22 protein-coding genes are annotated in these 18,693 nt (G+C 50.3%); 21 read left to right on the forward strand and 1 reads right to left on the reverse strand.

Annotated features, from left to right (window positions below; genetic code table 11):
- Positions 1-6 precede the first annotated feature (6 nt).
- The 17 genes from murC to recO all read left to right on the forward strand — a co-directional run bounded on the left by murC (position 7) and on the right by recO (position 13,145).
- Complete coding sequence (murC, locus tag KAH19_RS08950) at positions 7-1,401, forward strand: UDP-N-acetylmuramate--L-alanine ligase (protein WP_210684303.1); 1,395 nt, start codon at positions 7-9, stop codon at positions 1,399-1,401.
- Positions 1,391-2,338 (forward strand): D-alanine--D-alanine ligase, encoded by a 948-nt coding sequence (locus KAH19_RS08955; RefSeq protein WP_210684304.1) that lies wholly within the window; start codon positions 1,391-1,393, stop codon positions 2,336-2,338. Before murC ends, KAH19_RS08955 begins: the two co-directional genes overlap by 11 nt.
- A 33-nt stretch (positions 2,339-2,371) precedes the next feature.
- A complete protein-coding gene (locus KAH19_RS08960; RefSeq protein WP_210684305.1) occupies positions 2,372-3,148 on the forward strand; it encodes a cell division protein FtsQ/DivIB in 777 nt (258 codons plus the stop codon).
- Positions 3,149-3,211: 63 nt separating this feature from the next.
- Positions 3,212-3,910, forward strand: a complete 699-nt coding sequence (locus KAH19_RS08965; RefSeq protein WP_210684306.1) for a DUF881 domain-containing protein — start codon at positions 3,212-3,214, stop codon at positions 3,908-3,910.
- The gene (locus KAH19_RS08970; RefSeq protein ID WP_210684307.1) at positions 3,907-4,239 is read left to right on the forward strand and encodes a small basic family protein; all 333 of its coding nucleotides are present in this window, start codon (positions 3,907-3,909) and stop codon (positions 4,237-4,239) included. Before KAH19_RS08965 ends, KAH19_RS08970 begins: the two co-directional genes overlap by 4 nt.
- Before the next feature lie 124 nt (positions 4,240-4,363).
- The gene (gene ftsZ, locus KAH19_RS08975; protein ID WP_210684308.1) at positions 4,364-5,434 is read left to right on the forward strand and encodes a cell division protein FtsZ; all 1,071 of its coding nucleotides are present in this window, start codon (positions 4,364-4,366) and stop codon (positions 5,432-5,434) included.
- A gap of 19 nt (positions 5,435-5,453) precedes the next feature.
- Complete coding sequence (gene nrdR, locus KAH19_RS08980) at positions 5,454-5,921, forward strand: transcriptional regulator NrdR (protein WP_210684309.1); 468 nt, start codon at positions 5,454-5,456, stop codon at positions 5,919-5,921.
- A gap of 11 nt (positions 5,922-5,932) precedes the next feature.
- On the forward strand, positions 5,933-6,184 hold the full coding sequence (locus KAH19_RS08985; protein WP_210684310.1) for a hypothetical protein: 252 nt from the start codon (positions 5,933-5,935) through the stop codon (positions 6,182-6,184).
- Positions 6,185-6,269: 85 nt separating this feature from the next.
- Positions 6,270-7,097, forward strand: coding sequence for a peptidoglycan editing factor PgeF (gene pgeF / locus KAH19_RS08990; RefSeq protein WP_210684311.1), 828 nt, complete (start codon positions 6,270-6,272; stop codon positions 7,095-7,097).
- A gap of 109 nt (positions 7,098-7,206) precedes the next feature.
- The gene (locus KAH19_RS08995) at positions 7,207-7,953 is read left to right on the forward strand and encodes an alpha/beta hydrolase (RefSeq protein ID WP_210684312.1); all 747 of its coding nucleotides are present in this window, start codon (positions 7,207-7,209) and stop codon (positions 7,951-7,953) included.
- Between the two features lie 50 nt (positions 7,954-8,003).
- Positions 8,004-8,564: a peptidylprolyl isomerase gene (locus KAH19_RS09000; RefSeq protein ID WP_210684313.1), complete on the forward strand. Its 561-nt coding sequence runs from the start codon at positions 8,004-8,006 to the stop codon at positions 8,562-8,564.
- Between the two features lie 32 nt (positions 8,565-8,596).
- Complete coding sequence (locus tag KAH19_RS09005; protein ID WP_210684314.1) at positions 8,597-9,604, forward strand: PhoH family protein; 1,008 nt, start codon at positions 8,597-8,599, stop codon at positions 9,602-9,604.
- Complete coding sequence (gene ybeY / locus KAH19_RS09010; protein ID WP_210684315.1) at positions 9,594-10,100, forward strand: rRNA maturation RNase YbeY; 507 nt, start codon at positions 9,594-9,596, stop codon at positions 10,098-10,100. Before KAH19_RS09005 ends, ybeY begins: the two co-directional genes overlap by 11 nt.
- Positions 10,101-10,156: 56 nt before the next feature.
- Complete coding sequence (locus tag KAH19_RS09015) at positions 10,157-10,564, forward strand: cytidine deaminase (protein WP_210684316.1); 408 nt, start codon at positions 10,157-10,159, stop codon at positions 10,562-10,564.
- 63 nt (positions 10,565-10,627) lie between these two features.
- Complete coding sequence (gene era, locus KAH19_RS09020; protein WP_256437801.1) at positions 10,628-11,497, forward strand: GTPase Era; 870 nt, start codon at positions 10,628-10,630, stop codon at positions 11,495-11,497.
- Positions 11,498-11,542: 45 nt separating this feature from the next.
- On the forward strand, positions 11,543-12,391 hold the full coding sequence (locus KAH19_RS09025) for a hemolysin family protein (protein ID WP_246869350.1): 849 nt from the start codon (positions 11,543-11,545) through the stop codon (positions 12,389-12,391).
- A complete protein-coding gene (gene recO, locus KAH19_RS09030; RefSeq protein WP_210684317.1) occupies positions 12,384-13,145 on the forward strand; it encodes a DNA repair protein RecO in 762 nt (253 codons plus the stop codon). Before KAH19_RS09025 ends, recO begins: the two co-directional genes overlap by 8 nt.
- A 178-nt stretch (positions 13,146-13,323) precedes the next feature.
- Here recO and KAH19_RS09035 read toward each other — a convergent pair whose 3' ends face one another.
- Positions 13,324-14,184: a MerR family transcriptional regulator gene (locus KAH19_RS09035; protein WP_210684318.1), complete on the reverse strand. Its 861-nt coding sequence runs from the start codon at positions 14,182-14,184 to the stop codon at positions 13,324-13,326.
- 149 nt (positions 14,185-14,333) lie between these two features.
- On the opposite strand from KAH19_RS09035, the gene KAH19_RS09040 reads away from it, so the two are divergent.
- The 4 genes from KAH19_RS09040 to KAH19_RS09055 are packed head-to-tail and all read left to right on the forward strand — an operon-like array spanning position 14,334 to position 18,686.
- Positions 14,334-15,140 (forward strand): AAA family ATPase, encoded by an 807-nt coding sequence (locus tag KAH19_RS09040; RefSeq protein ID WP_210684319.1) that lies wholly within the window; start codon positions 14,334-14,336, stop codon positions 15,138-15,140.
- Positions 15,130-16,419, forward strand: coding sequence for a nitrogenase component 1 (locus KAH19_RS09045; protein ID WP_210684320.1), 1,290 nt, complete (start codon positions 15,130-15,132; stop codon positions 16,417-16,419). Before KAH19_RS09040 ends, KAH19_RS09045 begins: the two co-directional genes overlap by 11 nt.
- Positions 16,412-17,707: a nitrogenase component 1 gene (locus KAH19_RS09050; RefSeq protein ID WP_210684321.1), complete on the forward strand. Its 1,296-nt coding sequence runs from the start codon at positions 16,412-16,414 to the stop codon at positions 17,705-17,707. Before KAH19_RS09045 ends, KAH19_RS09050 begins: the two co-directional genes overlap by 8 nt.
- A 7-nt stretch (positions 17,708-17,714) precedes the next feature.
- On the forward strand, positions 17,715-18,686 hold the full coding sequence (locus tag KAH19_RS09055; protein WP_210684322.1) for an ABC transporter substrate-binding protein: 972 nt from the start codon (positions 17,715-17,717) through the stop codon (positions 18,684-18,686).
- Positions 18,687-18,693 lie beyond the last annotated feature (7 nt).

An 18,693-nucleotide genomic window follows, 5' to 3' on the forward strand; every position in this document is an offset into this window, starting at 1 on the left:
CCTCGAGTGGCTGAAAACAAATTAGCAAACCTGCATAATATACATTTTATCGGTATCGGCGGCGCCGGCATGAGCGCGATTGCTTATGTATTGATTAAGCGCGGCTATGATGTAAGCGGTTCCGATTTAAATGCCGGTCATATGTCGGCACATCTGGCGGAAGAAGGCGCTATGGTTTATATGGGCCATGCTGCCAGCCAGGTGGAGGATGCTGAGGCTGTAGTTATTTCTACAGCGATTCATCCCAACAATCCGGAGCTGGTAGAAGCCAGAAAGCGCGGTATTCCCGTGCTGCACCGCAGCGATGTGCTGGCTGCAGTGATGAATGCTGCCGACGGCGTAGCTGTCGCAGGTGCTCACGGCAAAACTACTACCAGTGCAATGATTTCCTGCATTGCGGCAGAAAGCGGTATTGACCCGACTGTTATCATCGGTGGCGAGGTAAGCAGCCTTGGCGGTAATGCGCGCAACGGTGCAGGCCGTTTTGTGGTAGCGGAGGCGGACGAGAGTGACGGCTCCTTCCTCAAGCTGTATCCGTATCTTGCGGTAGTAACTAATATTGAAGATGATCATCTGGACCATTACGGTACAGAAGAAAATATATATCAGGCTTTTAAACAGTTTGTCGGCAACATCAAGGAAGGCGGCAAGGCAATTCTTTGCTTTGATAATGCCAAGGTGCGCCGTCTGGCTGCCGAAACTGATAAAGAGGTAATTACCTACGGCGTAGAAGGCGAGGGTGCTGACTACATTGCCCGTGACATCTCCTATGGTGTTGACGGCACCAGCTACAAGCTGTACTACAAGGGAGAATTTGTGACGGAGGTTCATCTGATTGTTCCCGGCAGACATAATGTGCTGAATTCTATGGGCGCGTTTGCTGCTGCACATGAGATGGGCATTGCTACCGACAAAATTCTTGCATCCCTGAAAAAGTTCGGCGGTGCCAAACGTCGTTTTGAAACCAAGGGTAAGGTAAACGGTGTCTGGGTTGTTGATGATTATGCGCATCATCCGACAGAAATCGGCGTAACGCTGAAGGCTGCCAGACAGACGAAGCCTGAGCGTCTGTTGTGCGTGTTCCAGCCGCATCGCTACACCCGTACCAAGCTGCTGTTCTCTGAGTTCTGCGAATGCTTCAAGGATTGCGACGAGCTGATTCTGACTGACATTTATGCAGCCAGCGAGGATGCAATTCCCGGCGTAAGCAGCATGCATCTGGCGGAGGGTATCAAAGCAACGACCGGTCAGGAGGTGCTGTATATCGGCAAGCTGACCAAGGCTGAGGAATATCTGGAGCGCATTGTACGTCCCGGCGATCTGGTGATGACCATCGGTGCCGGTGATGTGTTTAAAATTGGTGAAGAATTAGTTAGGGAGTTGGAAAGAAATGCAGATTAATAAGCAGGATGTTGTTGCTGTTGTTTTAGGCGGGCCTTCCTCTGAGGCCGAGATTTCGCGTGTTACCGGCGGCGCTATTGCCAATGCTTTGCGCGAAAAGGGCTATAATGCCAAGGAAGTGGAGCTGAATCCGTCGAATCTGATTAACGAGCTGCGTGATATGAACGCTAAGGTAGTATTTAACGCCGTTCATGGTATGTACGGTGAGGATGGCCGTTTGCAGAGCATTCTGGAGGCAGCAGGTATTCCTTATACCGGCTGCGGCGTACTTGCAAGCGCTGTTTCTATGGATAAATCCGCTACGAAGCGTTATCTGCAGTCTGCAGGCATTCCTACAGCACCCTGCATGATTATCAATAAGCGTGATGCAGGTGATTTGCAGGCGCTGGCAGACAAAATTATTTCCGAGTTCGGTCTGCCCGTAGTTATCAAGGCAGCAACCCAAGGCTCCAGCATCGGCGTTGTAATTCCTAAGACTGCAGAAGATGTTGTGCCTGCACTGGAGGAAGCCTTCAAGTATTCCGAAAATGTGCTGGCAGAAAAATGCATCAAGGGCAAAGAGCTGACGATTTCTATTATGGAAGAGAACGGCGAGCCAAAACCGCTGCCGGTTATCTGGATTGCACCGCATTCCGGAGCCTATGACTTCCATTCCAAATACACCAAAGGTGCTACGGATTACCACTGCCCGGCACCGTTTGATGAGAAAACTACTGCTTATATCCAAAAAATTGCCGTAGAAACCTACAAGCTGCTGGGCCTTTCCGGTGTAGCGCGTGTAGATGCTATGCTGGGTGATGAGGATGGCGTTGCTTATGTACTGGAAGCAAACACGGTTCCCGGCATGACGGCAACCAGCCTGGTTCCGAAGGCTGCTGCTGCTGTTGGCATCAGCTTCCCGGAGCTGTGCGAGAAAATTTTACTGAGCGCTAAATAAAAACGTTTTATAAGAAGCCAAAGGAGGTGCAGCATGGATTCATCGCAGACTATACGCGAACAACTGCGCAGACGCAGACGCCGGAAATTCTGGCACATGGTGCGCCTACTGGTATCCACGGCTGTACTTGCTGTAACATGTACATATGCCTGGCGCTATGTGCATAATCCTGCGTTTGCCTTTGGCAATGTCAGCATTCACGGAAGCAGTCAGCTGAAGGAGGCAGAGGTTATCTCGCTTGCAGGCTGCGGGCAGGGACCGTTGAATCTTTTCAATGCCAGCTCCGGCCGTCTGCGTGATGCTTTGCTGCATGATGTCCGCTTTAAGAATGCAGAGGTGGCTTACCGCTTTCCGGCAACCTTGCAGGTGAGCGTAGAAGAACGGCAGCCGGCGCTTTATGTTGCCAATTCCTATCACAGCTATCTGAAGGTGGATTATAACGGTGTTGTTCTCAGTGTGACGACTACTATTCCGGATGCCAAGGCCCCTGTGCTGGCCGGAATAAAGTGCGGTAATCTTTATCTGGGAGATAAGGTTGCCAATACGGGTGTGCTGCAGATTCTGCAATTTTTGCAGCAGCTGACGCCGGAAGCACTGCAGCGTATCGGTGAAATTGCCGTTGATGATAAGCAGGATGTCAAGCTGCAGCTGAGCGGCAGCTTTCCGGTGCGTTTGGGCAGGGTGCAGGAGGTATCACAGAAGGCTTCTGTGTTTATGACTGTTTTCAACAAGATTAAAGATAAAAATATTAAGGCTGAATATATTGATTTGACCTTCGGTAAGCCATATATCAAGCTTTTGCCAAAATAAATTGCTGTTAACTTGTTATAGCTGCAATGCTGTTGCAGCTGATGTCACAGTGAGGGTGAGATAATGAAAGAAATTTTTACTATGGATTTAAAGGGCAAGCTGTTGATTGCCGTGGTATTCATGGTGTTGGGATTTATGCTTTCGGTACAGTATAAAACTACAGAGCTTCAGCGCAATGTGCGTATGGACCGCGTAGAGGATTTGTCGGAACGCCTGAAGATTATGGAAGCCGAGAACAAGCAGCTGCTGACAGAGCTGGAAACCTTGCGTGCAGGTGCTGGCAAGGATCCTGCTGATGACCGTATGAAGCTGATGGCAGGCACGACTGACGTAGAGGGCGAAGGCATTGAGATATTGCTGGATGACAGCAATATTGCCAAAAAGTCCGGCGAAAATCCTAATTTGTACATCATTCATGATGAAGATTTGCTGCGTGTGCTCAACGAGCTGCGCGCTGCCGGTGCGGAAGCAATTTCTGTCAACGATCAGCGTATTGTGGCTATGAGCGAGATTCGTTGTGCCGGACCTACTGTTTCGGTAAACAATGTCCGCAGCGCTCCGCCTTATGTTATCAAGGCTATAGGCGCTCCTAAAACTCTGAGCAGTGCCCTGCGTCTGCGTGGCGGTGTTGTAGAAACTTTTGAGTTCTGGGGCATTCAGGTAAAAATCAAGACTGTTGAAAAGCTGCATATTCCGGCGCTGAAGGCACCGCGCAGCTTTGAATACGCTAAGATAGTGGAAAGCAAGGAGGCTGCGAAATGATCGGATTTGCATTTGCCGGACTTTTGCTTGGTCTTATACTCGGTGTTTACTGTCCTTTCAGAGTGCCGCCCGAATACGCACGTCTGCTTGCCGTAGCTGTTATGGCAGGTATGGATGCAGTGCTGGGCGGTGTACGTGCTTCGCTCGAAGGCAATTATGATACTCAGGTTTTCATTTCCGGATTCTTTATCAACGGCATTTTGGCAGCCTTTTTGTGCTATGCAGGTAATCTGATCGGTATCGATTTGTATCTGGTAGCGGTACTGATTTTCGGTATGCGTATTTTCCAGAATCTGGGAATTATCCGTCGCCTTTATATGGGCAAATAAGTGTCCTGCAGGAAGATGAAGAAAAAAATTCATCAATAAGCAGGAAAATAGCACTTTCATGTTGAACAATATAAAAATGATTATTTTATAAATAAGCTACCCAAAGCTAAGGGGGACGTAGAATATGTTTGATGACGTAGAGACAACCTTTGAACCGTTGGCCAATATTAAAGTAATTGGTGTCGGCGGTGGCGGCAATAACGCCGTAAACCGTATGATTGACGCCGGCGTAAGCGGCGTAGAATTCATTGCAGTGAACTGCGATAAGCAGTGCCTGATGCTTTCCAAAGCAGAAAAACGCATCCAAATCGGCGAAAAGCTGACTAAAGGTCTGGGTGCAGGCGCAAATCCCGAAATCGGCGAAAAAGCTGCCGAAGAATCCCGTGACCAGATTCTGGAGTCCCTGAAGGGTGCAGATATGGTATTTGTTACCGCAGGTATGGGCGGTGGTACCGGTACCGGTGCTGCGCACGTTGTTGCGGAATGTGCCAAAGAAATCGGTGCGCTGACTGTCGGCGTTGTAACCAAACCCTTTGGCTTTGAGGGTCCTCGCCGCATGAAGCAGGCTGAGGCAGGTATTGTCAACCTGAAGGAAAAGGTTGATACCCTGGTAACTATTCCTAACGACCGTTTGCTGCAGATTATCGAAAAACGTACTTCCATGCTGGAAGCATTCAAAAAGGCCGATGACGTATTGCGTCAGGGCGTTCAGGGCATTTCCAACCTGATTGCTGTTCCCGGTCTGATTAACGTTGACTTCGCCGATGTCAAGACTGTTATGTCCAATGCAGGCAGCGCTCTGATGGGCGTTGGTACCGCTAAGGGCGAAGGCGGCGGCAAGGCTGCAGCCGAAGCTGCTATCAAGAGCCCGCTGTTGGAAGCATCTATCGACGGTGCCCGCGGCGTACTGATTAACGTTATCGGCGGCAAGGAGCTGTCCCTGTTTGACGTTAACGAAGCTGCCAATATTGTCAATGAAGCAGCTGATCCCAATGCAGTGGTTATTTTCGGCGCTGTTATTGATGAAAGCCTCAATGACGAAATCCGTGTTACGGTTATCGCAACAGGCTTTGAGAAAAAATCTCCTGTTACCAAAAATACAGTTGGCGGTCCGGCATCTATCAACCGCAACAATAGCGGTGTTATCAAGAATTTCTCCGATCCGAATGAAATTCCGCCATGGCTGCGTCACTGATTGAAAGGAAGGCAGTAATATGAAGTGCCCGTTTTGCTCCCACCGAGACAGTCGTGTTATCGACAGCCGTGCTGTAGAGGAAGGCTGTTCTATTCGTCGCAGACGTGAATGCCCTAATTGCGGCAAACGCTTTACTACATATGAAAAATATGAGGAAACTCCGCTTGTTGTTAGCAAGAAGGATGGCCGTCGCGAGCTTTTTGACGGTAAAAAGCTGCTGGCAGGTCTTTTGAAGGCTTGTGAGAAACGCCCGGTTCCTTATGAAAAGATTAAAGAGATTGCCGACAGCATAGAGCGTGAGCTGCGGATGAGTGCGGATGCGGAAATTCCCAGCGCCCAGATCGGTGAGCTGGTTATGAAGTATCTGGAGCAGACAGATCAGATTGCCTATGTACGCTTTGCTTCCGTATATCGTCAGTTCGCTGATGTGCGCAATTTTATGCAGGAGCTGGAACGTATTATGCAAAAATCTAAAGACGCAAAATAGAGGTGCGGAATATGAAAAAGTATTTACTGCTTACTTTAACGGCTCTTATGCTGGTTGCAGGCTTCAGCGGCTCTGCGCTGGCTAAGGAAAGACTCTTTACGTTTTCCAATAACAATAACGGAGCTGTGAAAGAAGTTAATTATTATCTGGATAATGGTGCCAAGGTTGTGTTTATGGACACAGCGGCTAAGGCTACCGACAGCACGGTGATTATCACTGTAGTGCTGGATATACCCGAGGGTGTGGCAGCATATCAAAAGTAAATAGCAAAAAGGTGCCGCAGGCACTTGCAAAGGGAGACGGCATTAGCCGTCTCTTTTGGTATTAGAGATAAAAGGAGCGGTTTCGATGCAGGATTTTATCATTACGCAAAAAAATAATATCTGGTGGGGAATGTTCCCTCGTTTGACGCAGGCCGGCTTCGGTAATGCCTGCAGCTGCCGGCTGCATGGTGAAAGCGACCTTGTGCCGGGTACTTTGAACCTGGCTTTGCATGTAGGTGATGAGGTGGAACTGGTGCTGCAGAACCGCCGCCTGTTTGCACAGGCTTTAGGCTTGGACGCATTAAAATTTACTACCTGCGAGCAGGTGCATGGCAGCAATGTTGCGGTGGTAGATGAAGCCTTGGTTGGCGCCGGTGCTACTACGCTTGCTGATACGATTAAGGATACGGATGCTTTGGTTACGAATTTGGCAAATGTACCGCTGCTATTGTTCTTCGCAGATTGCGTGCCGCTGCTTTTCGCTGACGAGCGCCAAGGCGTGTGCGCTGTGGCGCACGCAGGCTGGCGTGGTACGGTGGCACAGATTGGGCGCAAAACTGTGGAAGCTATGCAGCAATCCTTTGGCTCCCGTCCCGAAGATATCATTGCGGCGATTGGTCCGTCAATCGGCCAATGCTGTTATGAGGTAGACGATTTTGTGCGCAGTAAGGCTGCAGGCTACGAGCAGTTCTTTGCGCCCAGAGCAGAAAAGCCCGGCAAGTATCTGCTGGATTTGTGGGGGTATAACCGTCAGGTGCTGCTGGACGCAGGATTAAAGGCGGAAAATATCCTTACTGCCGGTGTCTGCACGGAGCATAACCATGAAATGTTCTGCTCCTACCGTGCAGAGCAGGGCAAAACAGGGCGCATGGGTGTGTGCTTGTATAGAATGTCTGCCGATAAAAATGCGTAAGTACTGAGCGTGCAAAGAACTTACGGTTAACGTTAACTTAGAAAGATCAGAAAGTATGCTAAGAAAATGCTTTTTGTAACGCTAAAAAATATGAAAAGAGTGAGTGAAGATGCTTAAAGATACATTTACTTTTCAGGGACCTTTAGGCGAGATTGAATGCCTTGTTGAGCCTAACCGCAGTGATAATAATGCCGTTCTGGTTATGGCGCACGGCTTCCGCGGCAGCCGCGACAGCGGCGGACGTGCTGCGGGCGTGGCGCAGCAGGTTGCTGCGCATGCTTCCGTAGTGCGCTTCAACTTTACGGGTACGCAGATAATTTCGCGTCAGGTGGAGGAGCTGCGCGCCGTACTGGCGGAGGTACGCCGCAGACAGCCCGGCTGCAAGCTGTTCCTTTTGGGACGCAGCCTTGGCGGTGCCGCCTCTATCATCACTGCAGCGCAGGACGGCGCTCTTGCCGGTCTGATTCTGTGGGCAACGCCGAATAATCTGCGCTTTACCTTTCGCTATGTGATGACGGAGGACGAATATCGTCGTCTGGACAGCGGCGAAACGTTGCACTTTAATGATGAACGCGGCGAATGTGATTTGACACCGGATTTCCTGACGGACTTTGATCAATACGATTTGCCGGCGTTGCTGCAAAAAGCACAGCCCTTACCTGTACTTTTGCTGCACTGCAGTGCGGATGAGGTGGTGCTGGCGGAGCAGGCGCAGCGCAACGCTGCAGCCATCGGTGAGGCAGCAGAGCTGCATATCTTTGCAGGCGGTGACCACAGCTTTACGGAATACAGTGACGAAGCAGGCGCGCTGCTGAGCGATTGGCTGGGCAAACGCTTGAAATGCGGCGCTTGTTAGTTGTATAATATACTTGAGGAATTATATCCTTTTCTATGGGAGGAAAGAGCATGAAGAAATTGTTAATAATCTGCCTGATGCTGGTGTGTGCGTTGGGACTTACAGCCTGCGGTCAGGAAAAGCAGGAGCAGGCGCCGAAGGCAGAGCCTGCGACGGCGGTTTTCAACACGAGCATGGGCGATTTTGAGGTGAAGCTGGCAACAGATTATGCACCGGAAACGTCAAAGAATTTTATTACGCTGGCAGAAAAGGGCTTTTATAACGGTCTTGTTTTTCACCGTGTAATCGATAACTTTATGATTCAGGGCGGTGACCCTGCCGGCAACGGTACCGGTGGTCCCGGCTACACTATTAAGGATGAGTTCAGCAGTAAGCTGCTGCATGACGGCCCCGGTGTAATTTCCATGGCAAACCGCGGACCGAATACCGGCGGCAGCCAGTTCTTTATTACCCTGCGTGAATGCAAATGGCTTGACGGTAAGCACGCTGTTTTCGGCAAGGTAAGCAAGGGTATGGATGTTGTTTATAAAATCGGCAAAACAGCAACAGATTCCAATGATAAACCGTTGGAGCCTGTAATCATTAAGAAGGTTACGATAGAAAAACGTTAACACCCCTTTTAAAACAGGTAGGAGGAAATTGCTTGGCTAGTGAAGAAGAAAAAATACAAGGTATACTCGAAACTGTTGACCAGCAGGAAATGGTTGGCATTTGCGGACGTAACGATGAGTTCCTGCGTTTAATCCGTGGTGCTTTTGACTGTACAATTGTAGCGCGCGGCAATCAGATTACCATGAGCGGACGCGCTGAAGAGGTCGCGCAGCTGGAACAGCTGTTGCAGGAGCTTTTGTTTTTGTACCGTCAGGGACTGCCGCTGACAACGCATGATGTGCGTTACAGCATGTATATGGTAAAGGCGGGAAATTTGGAAAGTCTGCACCGTATGTACGCTGATACGATTATCGTCAATAACCGCGGCCGTCAGGTAAAGGCTAAGACCTTGGGACAGTGGCAGTATGTGGAAACTATCCGTCATAACTATATAACCTTGGGCATCGGACCTGCAGGCACAGGCAAAACTTACCTGGCAGTAGCGTTGGCAGTAGCGGCACTGAAGAAAAAAGAGGTGGAGCGCATTATCCTGACGCGTCCTGCGGTAGAAGCAGGCGAAAAGCTGGGCTTTTTGCCGGGGGATATGCAGGATAAGGTAGATCCGTATCTGCGACCGTTGTATGACGGCCTGTATGATATGCTGGGCACGGAAACCTTCCAGAAGTATCTTACCAAGGGTACGATTGAGGTTGCTCCGCTGGCCTACATGCGCGGACGCACGCTGAATGACGCCTTCATCATTTTGGACGAGGCGCAGAACACTACGCCGGAGCAGATGAAAATGTTCCTGACGCGTTTTGGCTTTGGCAGCAAGATGGTTATTACCGGCGATATCACGCAGATAGATTTGCCGGGCGGCAAAAACAGCGGCCTGAAGGATGCAGCGCGTATTCTGGGCAACGTACCGGGAATCGGCGTGATTAAGTTCAGTGAGCAGGACGTTGTGCGCCACGAAATCGTCGGTTCGATTATCAAGGCTTATGAACGCTTTGAAAAACAGAAAGAAAAATATAACGGAGAAAAAAAGCATGATAATTAATTTGGAAAACGACCAGCAGAAGCTAGAGCTTTCCGCGCAGGTGCTGGAGCGCCTTCAGGAGGGCTTGCAGGCAGTAGCACGCTTGAATGAGCTGCCGGAGGAGTCTGAGGTGGATATCACGATTGTCGACGATGAAGAAATCCATGCGCTGAACCGTGAGTATCGCGGTATGGATAAGCCTACCGACGTTTTGAGCTTTGCGCTGGATGAGGACTGCGAGGATGAAGACGAGCCGGAGCTGATTGGCGGACCGGAGGAGCATCTTTTCGGTGATATCATCATTTCGGCGGAAACCGCTCTGCGTCAGGCAGAGGAATACGGCCACGGCTTGGAGCGTGAAATGACGTATCTGGCAGTACACGGCATGTTCCATCTGTTGGGCTATGACCATATGACGGAGGAGGATAAGGCTGAAATGCGTGCGAAAGAGGAGGAAGCTCTGCGTGCGATTAACCTTTCCGAAGAATATTTTGACCATCCCACAGGCATTCATTGATGCTTAATGCTCAATAATTAATAACTAACCTGTAAAAATCATAGGAGGTGCTTTCCATGAAAGACGTAAAATTGAATGAATTATCCCCGGCTTGGCGCGAATTGTACGATGCAGCGGTTGCTGCCCGTAAGAATGCTTACATTCCTTATTCCAACTTTGCTGTAGGTGCAGCAGTACGCTGTGGCAACGGAAAAATCTACGGTGGCTGTAATGTGGAAAACGCTTCCTACGGACTTTGTGTCTGCGGCGAGCGTAACGCTATTTTCCACGCTGCCTGTGCCGGTGAGCGTGAAATGGTAGAACTGTGCGTAGTTGCAGATACCTCCGGCCCCGTTTCTCCCTGCGGTGCCTGCAGACAGGTAATGCGCGAGTTTGGTATCCAGACCGTGATTTTGGCAAATATGAAGGGTGACTTTAAAATTACCACGGTAGAAGAACTGCTGCCGTATGGTTTTGAATTATAATAACAGGAGCTGATTAAGATAAAGAAGGTAAACAACGAAGAAGCTAAACATTATGCCGGCTTTGTGGCTATGGTGGGCCGCCCGAACGTAGGCAAATCCACTCTGACAAACAGTCTGATCGGTGAGAAAATCGCCATCATGTCCGACAGACCGCAGACAACCCGCAACAAGATTATGTGCATTATGAATACGGATAATGCGCAGATTATGTTTCTTGATACACCGGGCATCCACAAGCCGCAGCACAAGCTGGGCGAATACATGGTGCGCACGGCTGAAAGCACCCTGCAGGAGGTTGACGTTGTCCTCTTTGTAGTGGATGCAACCGAAAAACGCGGCGCAGGCGAGGATTATATCCTGAACCTGCTGCAGAAGGTAAAAACACCGGTAATTCTGGTAGTAAATAAAATTGACAAACTGACGGATAAGCAAAAGCTGTTCCAAATTATGGAAGGCTATAGTAAGCTGTATAAATTTGCGGCGATTGTACCTGTTTCCGCATTGAATGACAGCGAATTCCCCGGCCTGGTGCAGGAAATAACCAAGCATCTGCCGGAGGGACCGGCGTACTTCCCGGAGGATATGATTACCGACCAGCCGGAGCGCGTGATTGCCGCTGAAATGATTCGTGAAAAGGTATTGCGCCTGACGCGTGATGAAATTCCCCATTCCGTAGCGGTTGAGGTGGACGAATTCAAGGAGCGCGACGAAGAGAACGTATATATCAGAGCAACAATTTTTGTAGAGCGTGAATCGCAAAAGGGCATTGTTATCGGTGCTAAGGGCAGCCTGCTGAAGAAAATTGGCCAACAGGCGCGTGCTGATATCGAGAACCTGCTGTACTGCAAGGTCTTTTTGGATTTATGGGTTAAGGTTAAGGCTGACTGGCGTAACAAGGATAAAGCCTTGAAGCAGCTTGGCTACAAGGAGTGAGGACTTATCAACTTTTTTCGGAAACTGATTGATTTCTGGCACAGGTTGCCGCTTGCCTGGTATTACCTGAAAACCGGTACCTGGCACAAGGAGGGCAGCGCCAGCAGTGAGGACGAACTGCGCCGGCTGGTGAGCGCCAGTGAGCGACATGGCCAGATTGACCATGTCGAGGGCAGCATGATCGGCAATGTTTTTGACTTTGCCGACCGTGTGGCGCGCGAGGTCATGGTACCAAGACAGGATATGGTATGCCTGTTTTTGGACGATACGCTGGCAGAAAATATGGCTGTTGTGCGCAGCAGTCATCATACACGCTATCCGCTCTGCATGGAGGACAAGGATCAGGTTGTGGGAACGCTGCATGTGCGCGACCTGCTGAAGATTAAGCCGGGGCAGACTACCTTTGACCTGCGCCGCCTGATGCGTCCGATTGTTGTTATTCCTGAGGCTATGCCGGTGCCGAAGGCCTTGCGCCTGATGCAGCAGCGTCATGTGCAGATGGTGCTTGTAGCAGATGAGTACGGTGGTACTGCAGGCCTGATTACGATGGAGGACCTCGTGGAGGAAATTGTCGGTGATATTCAAGACGAGCATGAAGCGCAGGAGCCGCCGGATGTATTGCAGCTTCCCAATGGCAGTATTGAATTTGACGGCATGGTGTTGCTGGATGATGTGGCAGAGCAGCTGCCGATTGCATTTGATGATCCGGAGGAGGATACCATCGGCGGTTATGTGTTCGGTCTGCTGGGGCGCAAGCCTGAGATTGGCGATGCTGTGGAAATTTCCGGCTACAGCTTTAAGGTGTTGCGCACGGAGGGCTTCCGTGTAGTGCGCGTGTTGGCTGCGAAGCTGCCGCAGGAGCAAAAGCAGAAGGAAGAACAGCAGGATGAGTGAGTCGCAAAGGGAGCTTTTGGCAGATGATGCGCTTGTTTTGCATGTGAAAAACTGGCAGACGGCTGATAAATATGCGGTCTGCTTTACGAAGGAGCATGGCAAGCTGCGCTTTATCGCTTATGGTGCCCGCTATGAAAAAAATATACATGGCAGATTGCTGCAGCCCTTTGCCAATCTGCATATTGAGGTTCAGCAGGGGCAGAAGATAGACAAGTTGCGCAGCTGTGAGCTTTTGCAGATGCCCAAGTCGATGGATATGCAGCAGATGGCTTATGCGGCGGTGGCGTCGGAGCTGACTGCCGTGCTGACGGAGGACAGAGTGCCTCAGCCGGAGCTTTATGAAATGCTGGGCGCTGCCCTGGATGCGCTGATGCAGCGCAATCCGCGTCTGGTTGTTTTGTCCTATGCTATAAAATTGCTGGCGGCTACGGGCTTTGCACCGCAGCTTACGCATTGCGTGCATTGCGGTGAGGCTGTTGCGGAGCAGGAGGATGCATGGTTCAGTCCGCTGCAGGGCGGGCTTATCTGCAGCAGCTGCAGAAGCAGTTATAACGGCGACGGCCTGGAGCCGTGCAGTGCGGAAACACGCGAGCTGTGGCAGTGGCTGGCGCAGCTTGATTACGAGCAGCCAGCGCCCTTTAGGGTGCGAGGCGGCGCGCTCATGGAGCTGGAAAAAATTCTCTTCAAGTTTATCTTCTTTCAGACGGATAAGCCGTTGAACAGCTTAAACTTTTTGAGTCAGCTGCAGCTGTGAAGCTGTGGCAAAGGCGCTTAATTGAAGAACGTAAAACGTAAACAAAAACGCTAAAGGCTTGCGAAGTCTTTAGCGTTTTTTTGCATGCAAAAAGTCCGCTCTCATGGAGCGGACGGAGTAAAGGCTGTTTTGGATATTTTACGAAAATGCTTCGTTTGAAGCATAACGCAGGGGCTTTTTACGTCAGAGAAGTTGTATCCTTATCTTCAACCTTCAAAAAGATTTTGTTGACGTACTGCTCGCAGTCGCAGGAGAACCAATGATTTTCCAGAGGCAGGATATAAATATTGCCGATAGGCTTCAAATCGTTGGCCTGTAGAAAGTGTTCGATGCGCTTGGACAGCTTGGCAGCGTTTTCGCAGAAGGTACCGGAAAAAATAATTTCCAGATACAGACCTGCCGGAAGCGTCATTTTGATGGACTGCCGATGCTTGGTGGCGCTGGTGACGCAGGAAAAATATGCCTGCGAATGCAGAAAATCATGCGTTTTAAAAAAGCTCTCCTGATCCAAAACCCAACCGGCATGATTAGGCAGAGCTCCCTTGTGATGCGCGCGCCTTTGACCATGGCGGGCAAATTTGGTAATACGGCTTTTGCCGTCATCACTTTCTGCAAGCGGCGTGAGGCGCAGCAGACGGTCATTTTGCCAGCTGAGCGTCAGATGACGGCAGGGGTTAAGTTCCTTAACGTGCATATCCTCCTTAATGCGTTCGATGGTGTCGCAGATTTCCTGATTGCTGCGGATGATTGCCTGACATTCCGCTGTTTTATCCTCCAGCAGCTGCAGAAAATGCTCCTTGCTGCGGTTCTCCAGATATTTTTTGATATTGGCGATGCTGATATCCAGCGCACGCAGGTTGACGATTATCTCCAAATCAAGAAACTGCTGGATAGAATAATTGCGGTAGCCGTTTTCACTGACAAAGTCCGGTGAAAGCAGGTTAACCTTGTCATAGTAGAGCAATGACTGCTTGGATATATTAAAAATTGCTGCCAGCTCGCCGGCAGTAAAGTACTTTCGCTTGTCTTTATTAATCATAATTGTTCCTCATAAGCTTGACTATAATACTAGTATATAGTTTAATATTAAAAGGAGTAATATCACTTCTTTTTATCTAGTAAATTATATCATATTTTTCTTGCTAGTTGAATAGAAGTTTTTGAGTATAGGATGGAGGTCAATGTCTAATGAAAAAAATTGCGATTTATGGTAAGGGCGGTATCGGCAAGTCCACAACAACATCAAATCTGTCGGCTGCATTCAGCGAGGAAGGTCTTAAGGTTTGCCAAATCGGCTGCGATCCGAAAAATGATTCTACCAGACTTTTGCTGGGACGCATCTGCAGTCAGACTGTGCTGGATATGGTACGCGATAATGATGAGGTTGTAGCAGAGGATATTGTCCATATTGGCTATAACGGCATCAAATGCGTAGAGGCCGGCGGTCCTGAGCCGGGCGTAGGCTGTGCTGGCCGCGGCATCATCGTGGCGCTGGAAAAGCTGCGTTCGCTGGAAGTGCTGACGGACGAGGACCTGATTATGTATGACGTTTTAGGTGACGTAGTATGCGGCGGTTTCGCCGTGCCTATCCGCGAGGGCTATGCAACCGATATATATATTGTTTCTTCCGGCGAGCTGATGAGCCTGTATGCTGCCAACAATATCGCCAAGGGCGTTAAACGCTTTGCTATGCGTGGCGGTGTGCGTTTGGGCGGTATCATCGGCAACGGTCGTAATACACCTAACGAGCAGCAGCTGCTGCAGGAATTCGCCAAACGTCTGCACACTCAGCTGATTGCTTTTATTCCGCGTGACGTAATCGTCAATAAGGCGGAAAACAATCGCCAGACAGTGCTGCAGTATGCACCGGAAAGCGCTCAGGCTGAGGTTTACCGCAAGCTGGCGCATGATATCTGGCATAATGAAAACATGGCTATTCCTACGCCGATGAGCTTTGAGGAGCTTGAAAAGCTGGTGGCCGAATATGGCAATTAAAACAAGACGCTTTTACAGTGCACGCAAAAGCTGCAGCTGCAGTATGCCGGGCGTATGGCGCGCTGTTGCCTACATGGACGGCGCTGTGGTAGTTTTTCACAGCCCGCGTGCCTGTGCTCATGTAGCACGCACGATGGATATTAACTCGCAATACCGTACTTTGTCCGAAAATGAGCGCGAGCAGTGGGGCTCCGTGCCGCTGCTCAGCAGCCAGCTGCAGGAAAAGGACGCAATTTTCGGCGGTGTGGCGCGTTTGGAAAAATGCCTGCGCTTTGCCATTGAAACCTATAAGCCAAAATGCCTGATGATTGCTAATTCCTGCGTGGCCGGTGTTATAGGTGACGATGTGGAATCGGTGGCACGCGAGGTGGAGGAGGAATACAATGTTCCTATCCTTACTGTGGAATGCTGCGGCTTTTTGGGTGCGGAATATTATGACGGCTATTTTGAAATTACGCAGAAGCTGTTGGAGCGCTTCGTCAAGCCTTGCGCCAAGCAAAAGGACAGTGTATTGCTTTTAGGTGATAACGGTGGCCCGTGGGGGCATTACGCAAAAGAGGTTACGCGTATTCTGCAGGAATTCGGCGTAGAGGTCATCGGTCAGTTCCCCGGCTATATGGCTATGGATGAGCTGGAAAAGGTGGCAGCCGCCGAATATGCGGTTGTGCTTGGCGGCCGCGGGCAGACGCATATCGGCTTGCGTAAGGTTGCAGAGCAGCTGCAGGAAAAATACGGCACACATTATCTGGCCGATATTTATCCTGTCGGCTGGCAGGAAACACAGGACTGGATTATCAGCATCGGACGTATGCTGGGGCGTGAGCAGTTGGCGCAGCAGGTGCTGAGGCTGGAGCAGCAGCGCTTAAGTGAGCAGCTGCAGCATTTTCTGCCGGTAACAGAAGGCATGAAAACAGTGCTGTGCATCGGCCGTATTCTGAGATATTTTCATCCGGGGAATATCCTGCAGACTATCAGGCTTTTGCGCTTGAATCTTACAGGCATTATTCTTTTGGATTCCTATGACGGTGATGAGCGCGAAGCGATGCTGAAGGTTGTGCAGGAAAACAGCGATGTGCCTGTATATACTACGGCGGAGGGTGAAAAGCTGGTAGCAGATGCAGACATTGTGCTGACAACGCATGAGCTGCAGAATAAGGAGGCACGTCAGATTTTCCTGCCGATGCTGCCGCAGGTTGCCGTTGCCGGTGAGGTCAAGATGATGCAGGGAATCTATCAGAGCCTGTGCAGCAGGCTGAAGGGAGGCGTGCGCTATGTCTGAAAAGCAAGGTTGGGGCAATATCTGCGAGCGTGTGGATACCTGTGCGCTGACAGGTGCAGGAGCCTTTTTTGCTGCTATTGATAAGAGTGAGGTTTTGATTAACGGACCGTTGTGGTGTTATTTTTATGCTTTACGCCATCTGGAAAAGGCGCGCCCCGATATGTATACGCGCTTTTACGGCTCGCAGCCTGATAATAACGCTGTTATTTACGGCTCCGAGGAATATGTAACGCAGGAGCTGCAGCGCATGCTGGAGGATGGTCACAAGCCTTCGGTACTGCTTTTGGAAAGCAGCTGCTCGCTGAGCTTAATCGGTGATGATTTGGCAGGCATGGCGCGCAAGCTGGAGCTGCCGTTCCCAGTGGTTACATTGGACAGCGGCGGTATGGTCGGCGGCTTTGCCGCAGGCTATGCCAAGGCTGCCAAGAAGCTGTTTGCGCAGCTGTTGCCGCAGACTGTGACAGCAAAGCCCTTGGCTGTCAATATTTTAGGACAATCGGAATTTTATCTGCAGGGTGCTGCCGATACGCGGGAATTAAAACGCTTACTGCAGCTGGCAGGCTATGAGGTGCTTTGTACTCCCGGCTGCGAATGCACGTTGGAGGAGCTGCAGAAGCTGCCGGAGGCTTCACTAAACATTGTTACCAATGCGGAGCTGGGTTTGCCGCTGGCTGAATATCTGCAGAAAAAATACGGCACACCGTATATTTTTGCCGGTCTGCCTTACGGGGTGCAGGGAACGTTGCGCTGGCTGCAACAGATAAACGCGCAGCTGCCTGCTCCCGCGTTGGACAAGGTGATGGCAGAAGCACAGGCGCAGGATAATTATCTGCTGAGCCGTAATAATGAAGCCATCGCACTTTGGGGCAGCATGTGGTTTGATAACGTGCTCGTCAGCGCACCTGCTACACAGGCGCTGTGCCTCGCACAGACGCTGCGCACGGAATGGACCGATATCGGCAGGCTGACGGTCATCTGCCAACAGCAGCTTAAAGATGCGCCTGCCTGCGACACCGCTGAGGCGATTTACACCGTTGGCGTGGACGATGCTGCCATCAGCGAATATTTTAAAACCTGTGACAATGTACTGCTGCTGAGCAGCAGCAGCGAAAGCTCGGTTCTTTACCGCAGAAATCAGTGCAGCTTTGAGGCCTGCAATATCTGCTATCCTACGAATGATGAGGTGTTTATTACTAAGCAGCCGATGGCAGGCCTGCGCGGCAGTGCCTACATGCTGGAGCGCCTGTGGAATTGCTTTATCCGCGGGCAAAAGAGCAAGGTAAAGTAGGTGGTTTATGAAAAAGCTATTGATGATTATCAGCCTGCTGTTTTTGATTTTTACTGCCGGATGCAGTAAGCAGCAGGCTGCAGATGTTCATGCTCCGCCGGCGGCGGATGTGGCCTACAGCGTTACGGATGATGCCGGACGGATGCTGCATTTTGAGCATAAGCCGCAGCGGATTGTTTCGCTCACCTATGGTACGGATGAAATCCTTACCGATTTGGTTGATATCAAACGCATTATGGCCTATAGCCGTTGGGCAGGCGACAGCGAGATAAGCTTTATTACCAAGGAGCAGGCCTATACTGTGGGACGCAAGGTGCCGGAAAATACGGAAGCGGTTTACGCCTTGCAGCCTGACCTTGTCGTTGCTTCAACGGCTACCTCCAGCGATTTGGTCCGCAGTCTGGAGGGGTTGGGCGTACCTGTATATATAGCGCGCAGTCCGCATAATTACAAGGAGATGTGCGACAAAATCCGCGGCATAGCTGCAGCGGTGGGCGAAAAGCAGCAGGGGGAGCTGATGGTGCAGAAGATGGACACGCACCTGCAGCAGCTGCAAAAACGCTTGCGCCAGATTCCGTCAAGCGAAAGGCGCGTAGCGGTGGCCTTTAATTTTACCTCTGCCATGGGGCGGAAGGGTGATTTGCTAGACAGTATGCTGACGATGGCACATGTTATCAACGGCGCGGCCATTGTTGCCGATGAAAACAAGAGCGAGCATGGTATGCCTGCTATCAGCAAGGAACAGGTGGTACGCATAAATCCGGATATTTTTATGCTGCCGACCTGGAATTATAACAATAAACAGGATGTGCAGGGTTATGCTTATGCCGTAATGAATGACCCTGCTTATCGCGATGTCAAGGCTGTACGCAACAAGCAGATTAAATTTGTTTCGGACAAATACCGCTATGTTGCCAGCCAGCATATTGTCGATGCTATTGAAAATATTGCGCATGCTGTATATCCGGAAATTTTTTGAGGAAGTG

The sequence above is a fragment of the Phascolarctobacterium sp. Marseille-Q4147 genome, from assembly GCF_017968825.1.
Classification (GTDB): domain Bacteria; phylum Bacillota; class Negativicutes; order Acidaminococcales; family Acidaminococcaceae; genus Phascolarctobacterium_A.

Excerpts from the sequence above, each read along its gene's own strand:
- KAH19_RS08955 (WP_210684304.1), top strand. The coding sequence starts at position 1,391 with ATGCAGATTAATAAGCAGGATGTTGTTGCTGTTGTTTTAGGCGGGCCT.
- KAH19_RS08960 (WP_210684305.1), top strand. The coding sequence starts at position 2,372 with ATGGATTCATCGCAGACTATACGCGAACAACTGCGCAGACGCAGACGC.
- KAH19_RS08965 (WP_210684306.1), top strand. The coding sequence starts at position 3,212 with ATGAAAGAAATTTTTACTATGGATTTAAAGGGCAAGCTGTTGATTGCC.
- KAH19_RS08970 (WP_210684307.1), top strand. The coding sequence starts at position 3,907 with ATGATCGGATTTGCATTTGCCGGACTTTTGCTTGGTCTTATACTCGGT.
- ftsZ (WP_210684308.1), top strand. The coding sequence starts at position 4,364 with ATGTTTGATGACGTAGAGACAACCTTTGAACCGTTGGCCAATATTAAA.
- nrdR (WP_210684309.1), top strand. The coding sequence starts at position 5,454 with ATGAAGTGCCCGTTTTGCTCCCACCGAGACAGTCGTGTTATCGACAGC.
- KAH19_RS08985 (WP_210684310.1), top strand. The coding sequence starts at position 5,933 with ATGAAAAAGTATTTACTGCTTACTTTAACGGCTCTTATGCTGGTTGCA.
- pgeF (WP_210684311.1), top strand. The coding sequence starts at position 6,270 with ATGCAGGATTTTATCATTACGCAAAAAAATAATATCTGGTGGGGAATG.
- KAH19_RS08995 (WP_210684312.1), top strand. The coding sequence starts at position 7,207 with ATGCTTAAAGATACATTTACTTTTCAGGGACCTTTAGGCGAGATTGAA.
- KAH19_RS09000 (WP_210684313.1), top strand. The coding sequence starts at position 8,004 with ATGAAGAAATTGTTAATAATCTGCCTGATGCTGGTGTGTGCGTTGGGA.
- ybeY (WP_210684315.1), top strand. The coding sequence starts at position 9,594 with ATGATAATTAATTTGGAAAACGACCAGCAGAAGCTAGAGCTTTCCGCG.
- KAH19_RS09015 (WP_210684316.1), top strand. The coding sequence starts at position 10,157 with ATGAAAGACGTAAAATTGAATGAATTATCCCCGGCTTGGCGCGAATTG.
- recO (WP_210684317.1), top strand. The coding sequence starts at position 12,384 with ATGAGTGAGTCGCAAAGGGAGCTTTTGGCAGATGATGCGCTTGTTTTG.
- KAH19_RS09035 (WP_210684318.1), bottom strand. The coding sequence starts at position 14,184 with ATGATTAATAAAGACAAGCGAAAGTACTTTACTGCCGGCGAGCTGGCA.
- KAH19_RS09040 (WP_210684319.1), top strand. The coding sequence starts at position 14,334 with ATGAAAAAAATTGCGATTTATGGTAAGGGCGGTATCGGCAAGTCCACA.
- KAH19_RS09045 (WP_210684320.1), top strand. The coding sequence starts at position 15,130 with ATGGCAATTAAAACAAGACGCTTTTACAGTGCACGCAAAAGCTGCAGC.
- KAH19_RS09050 (WP_210684321.1), top strand. The coding sequence starts at position 16,412 with ATGTCTGAAAAGCAAGGTTGGGGCAATATCTGCGAGCGTGTGGATACC.
- KAH19_RS09055 (WP_210684322.1), top strand. The coding sequence starts at position 17,715 with ATGAAAAAGCTATTGATGATTATCAGCCTGCTGTTTTTGATTTTTACT.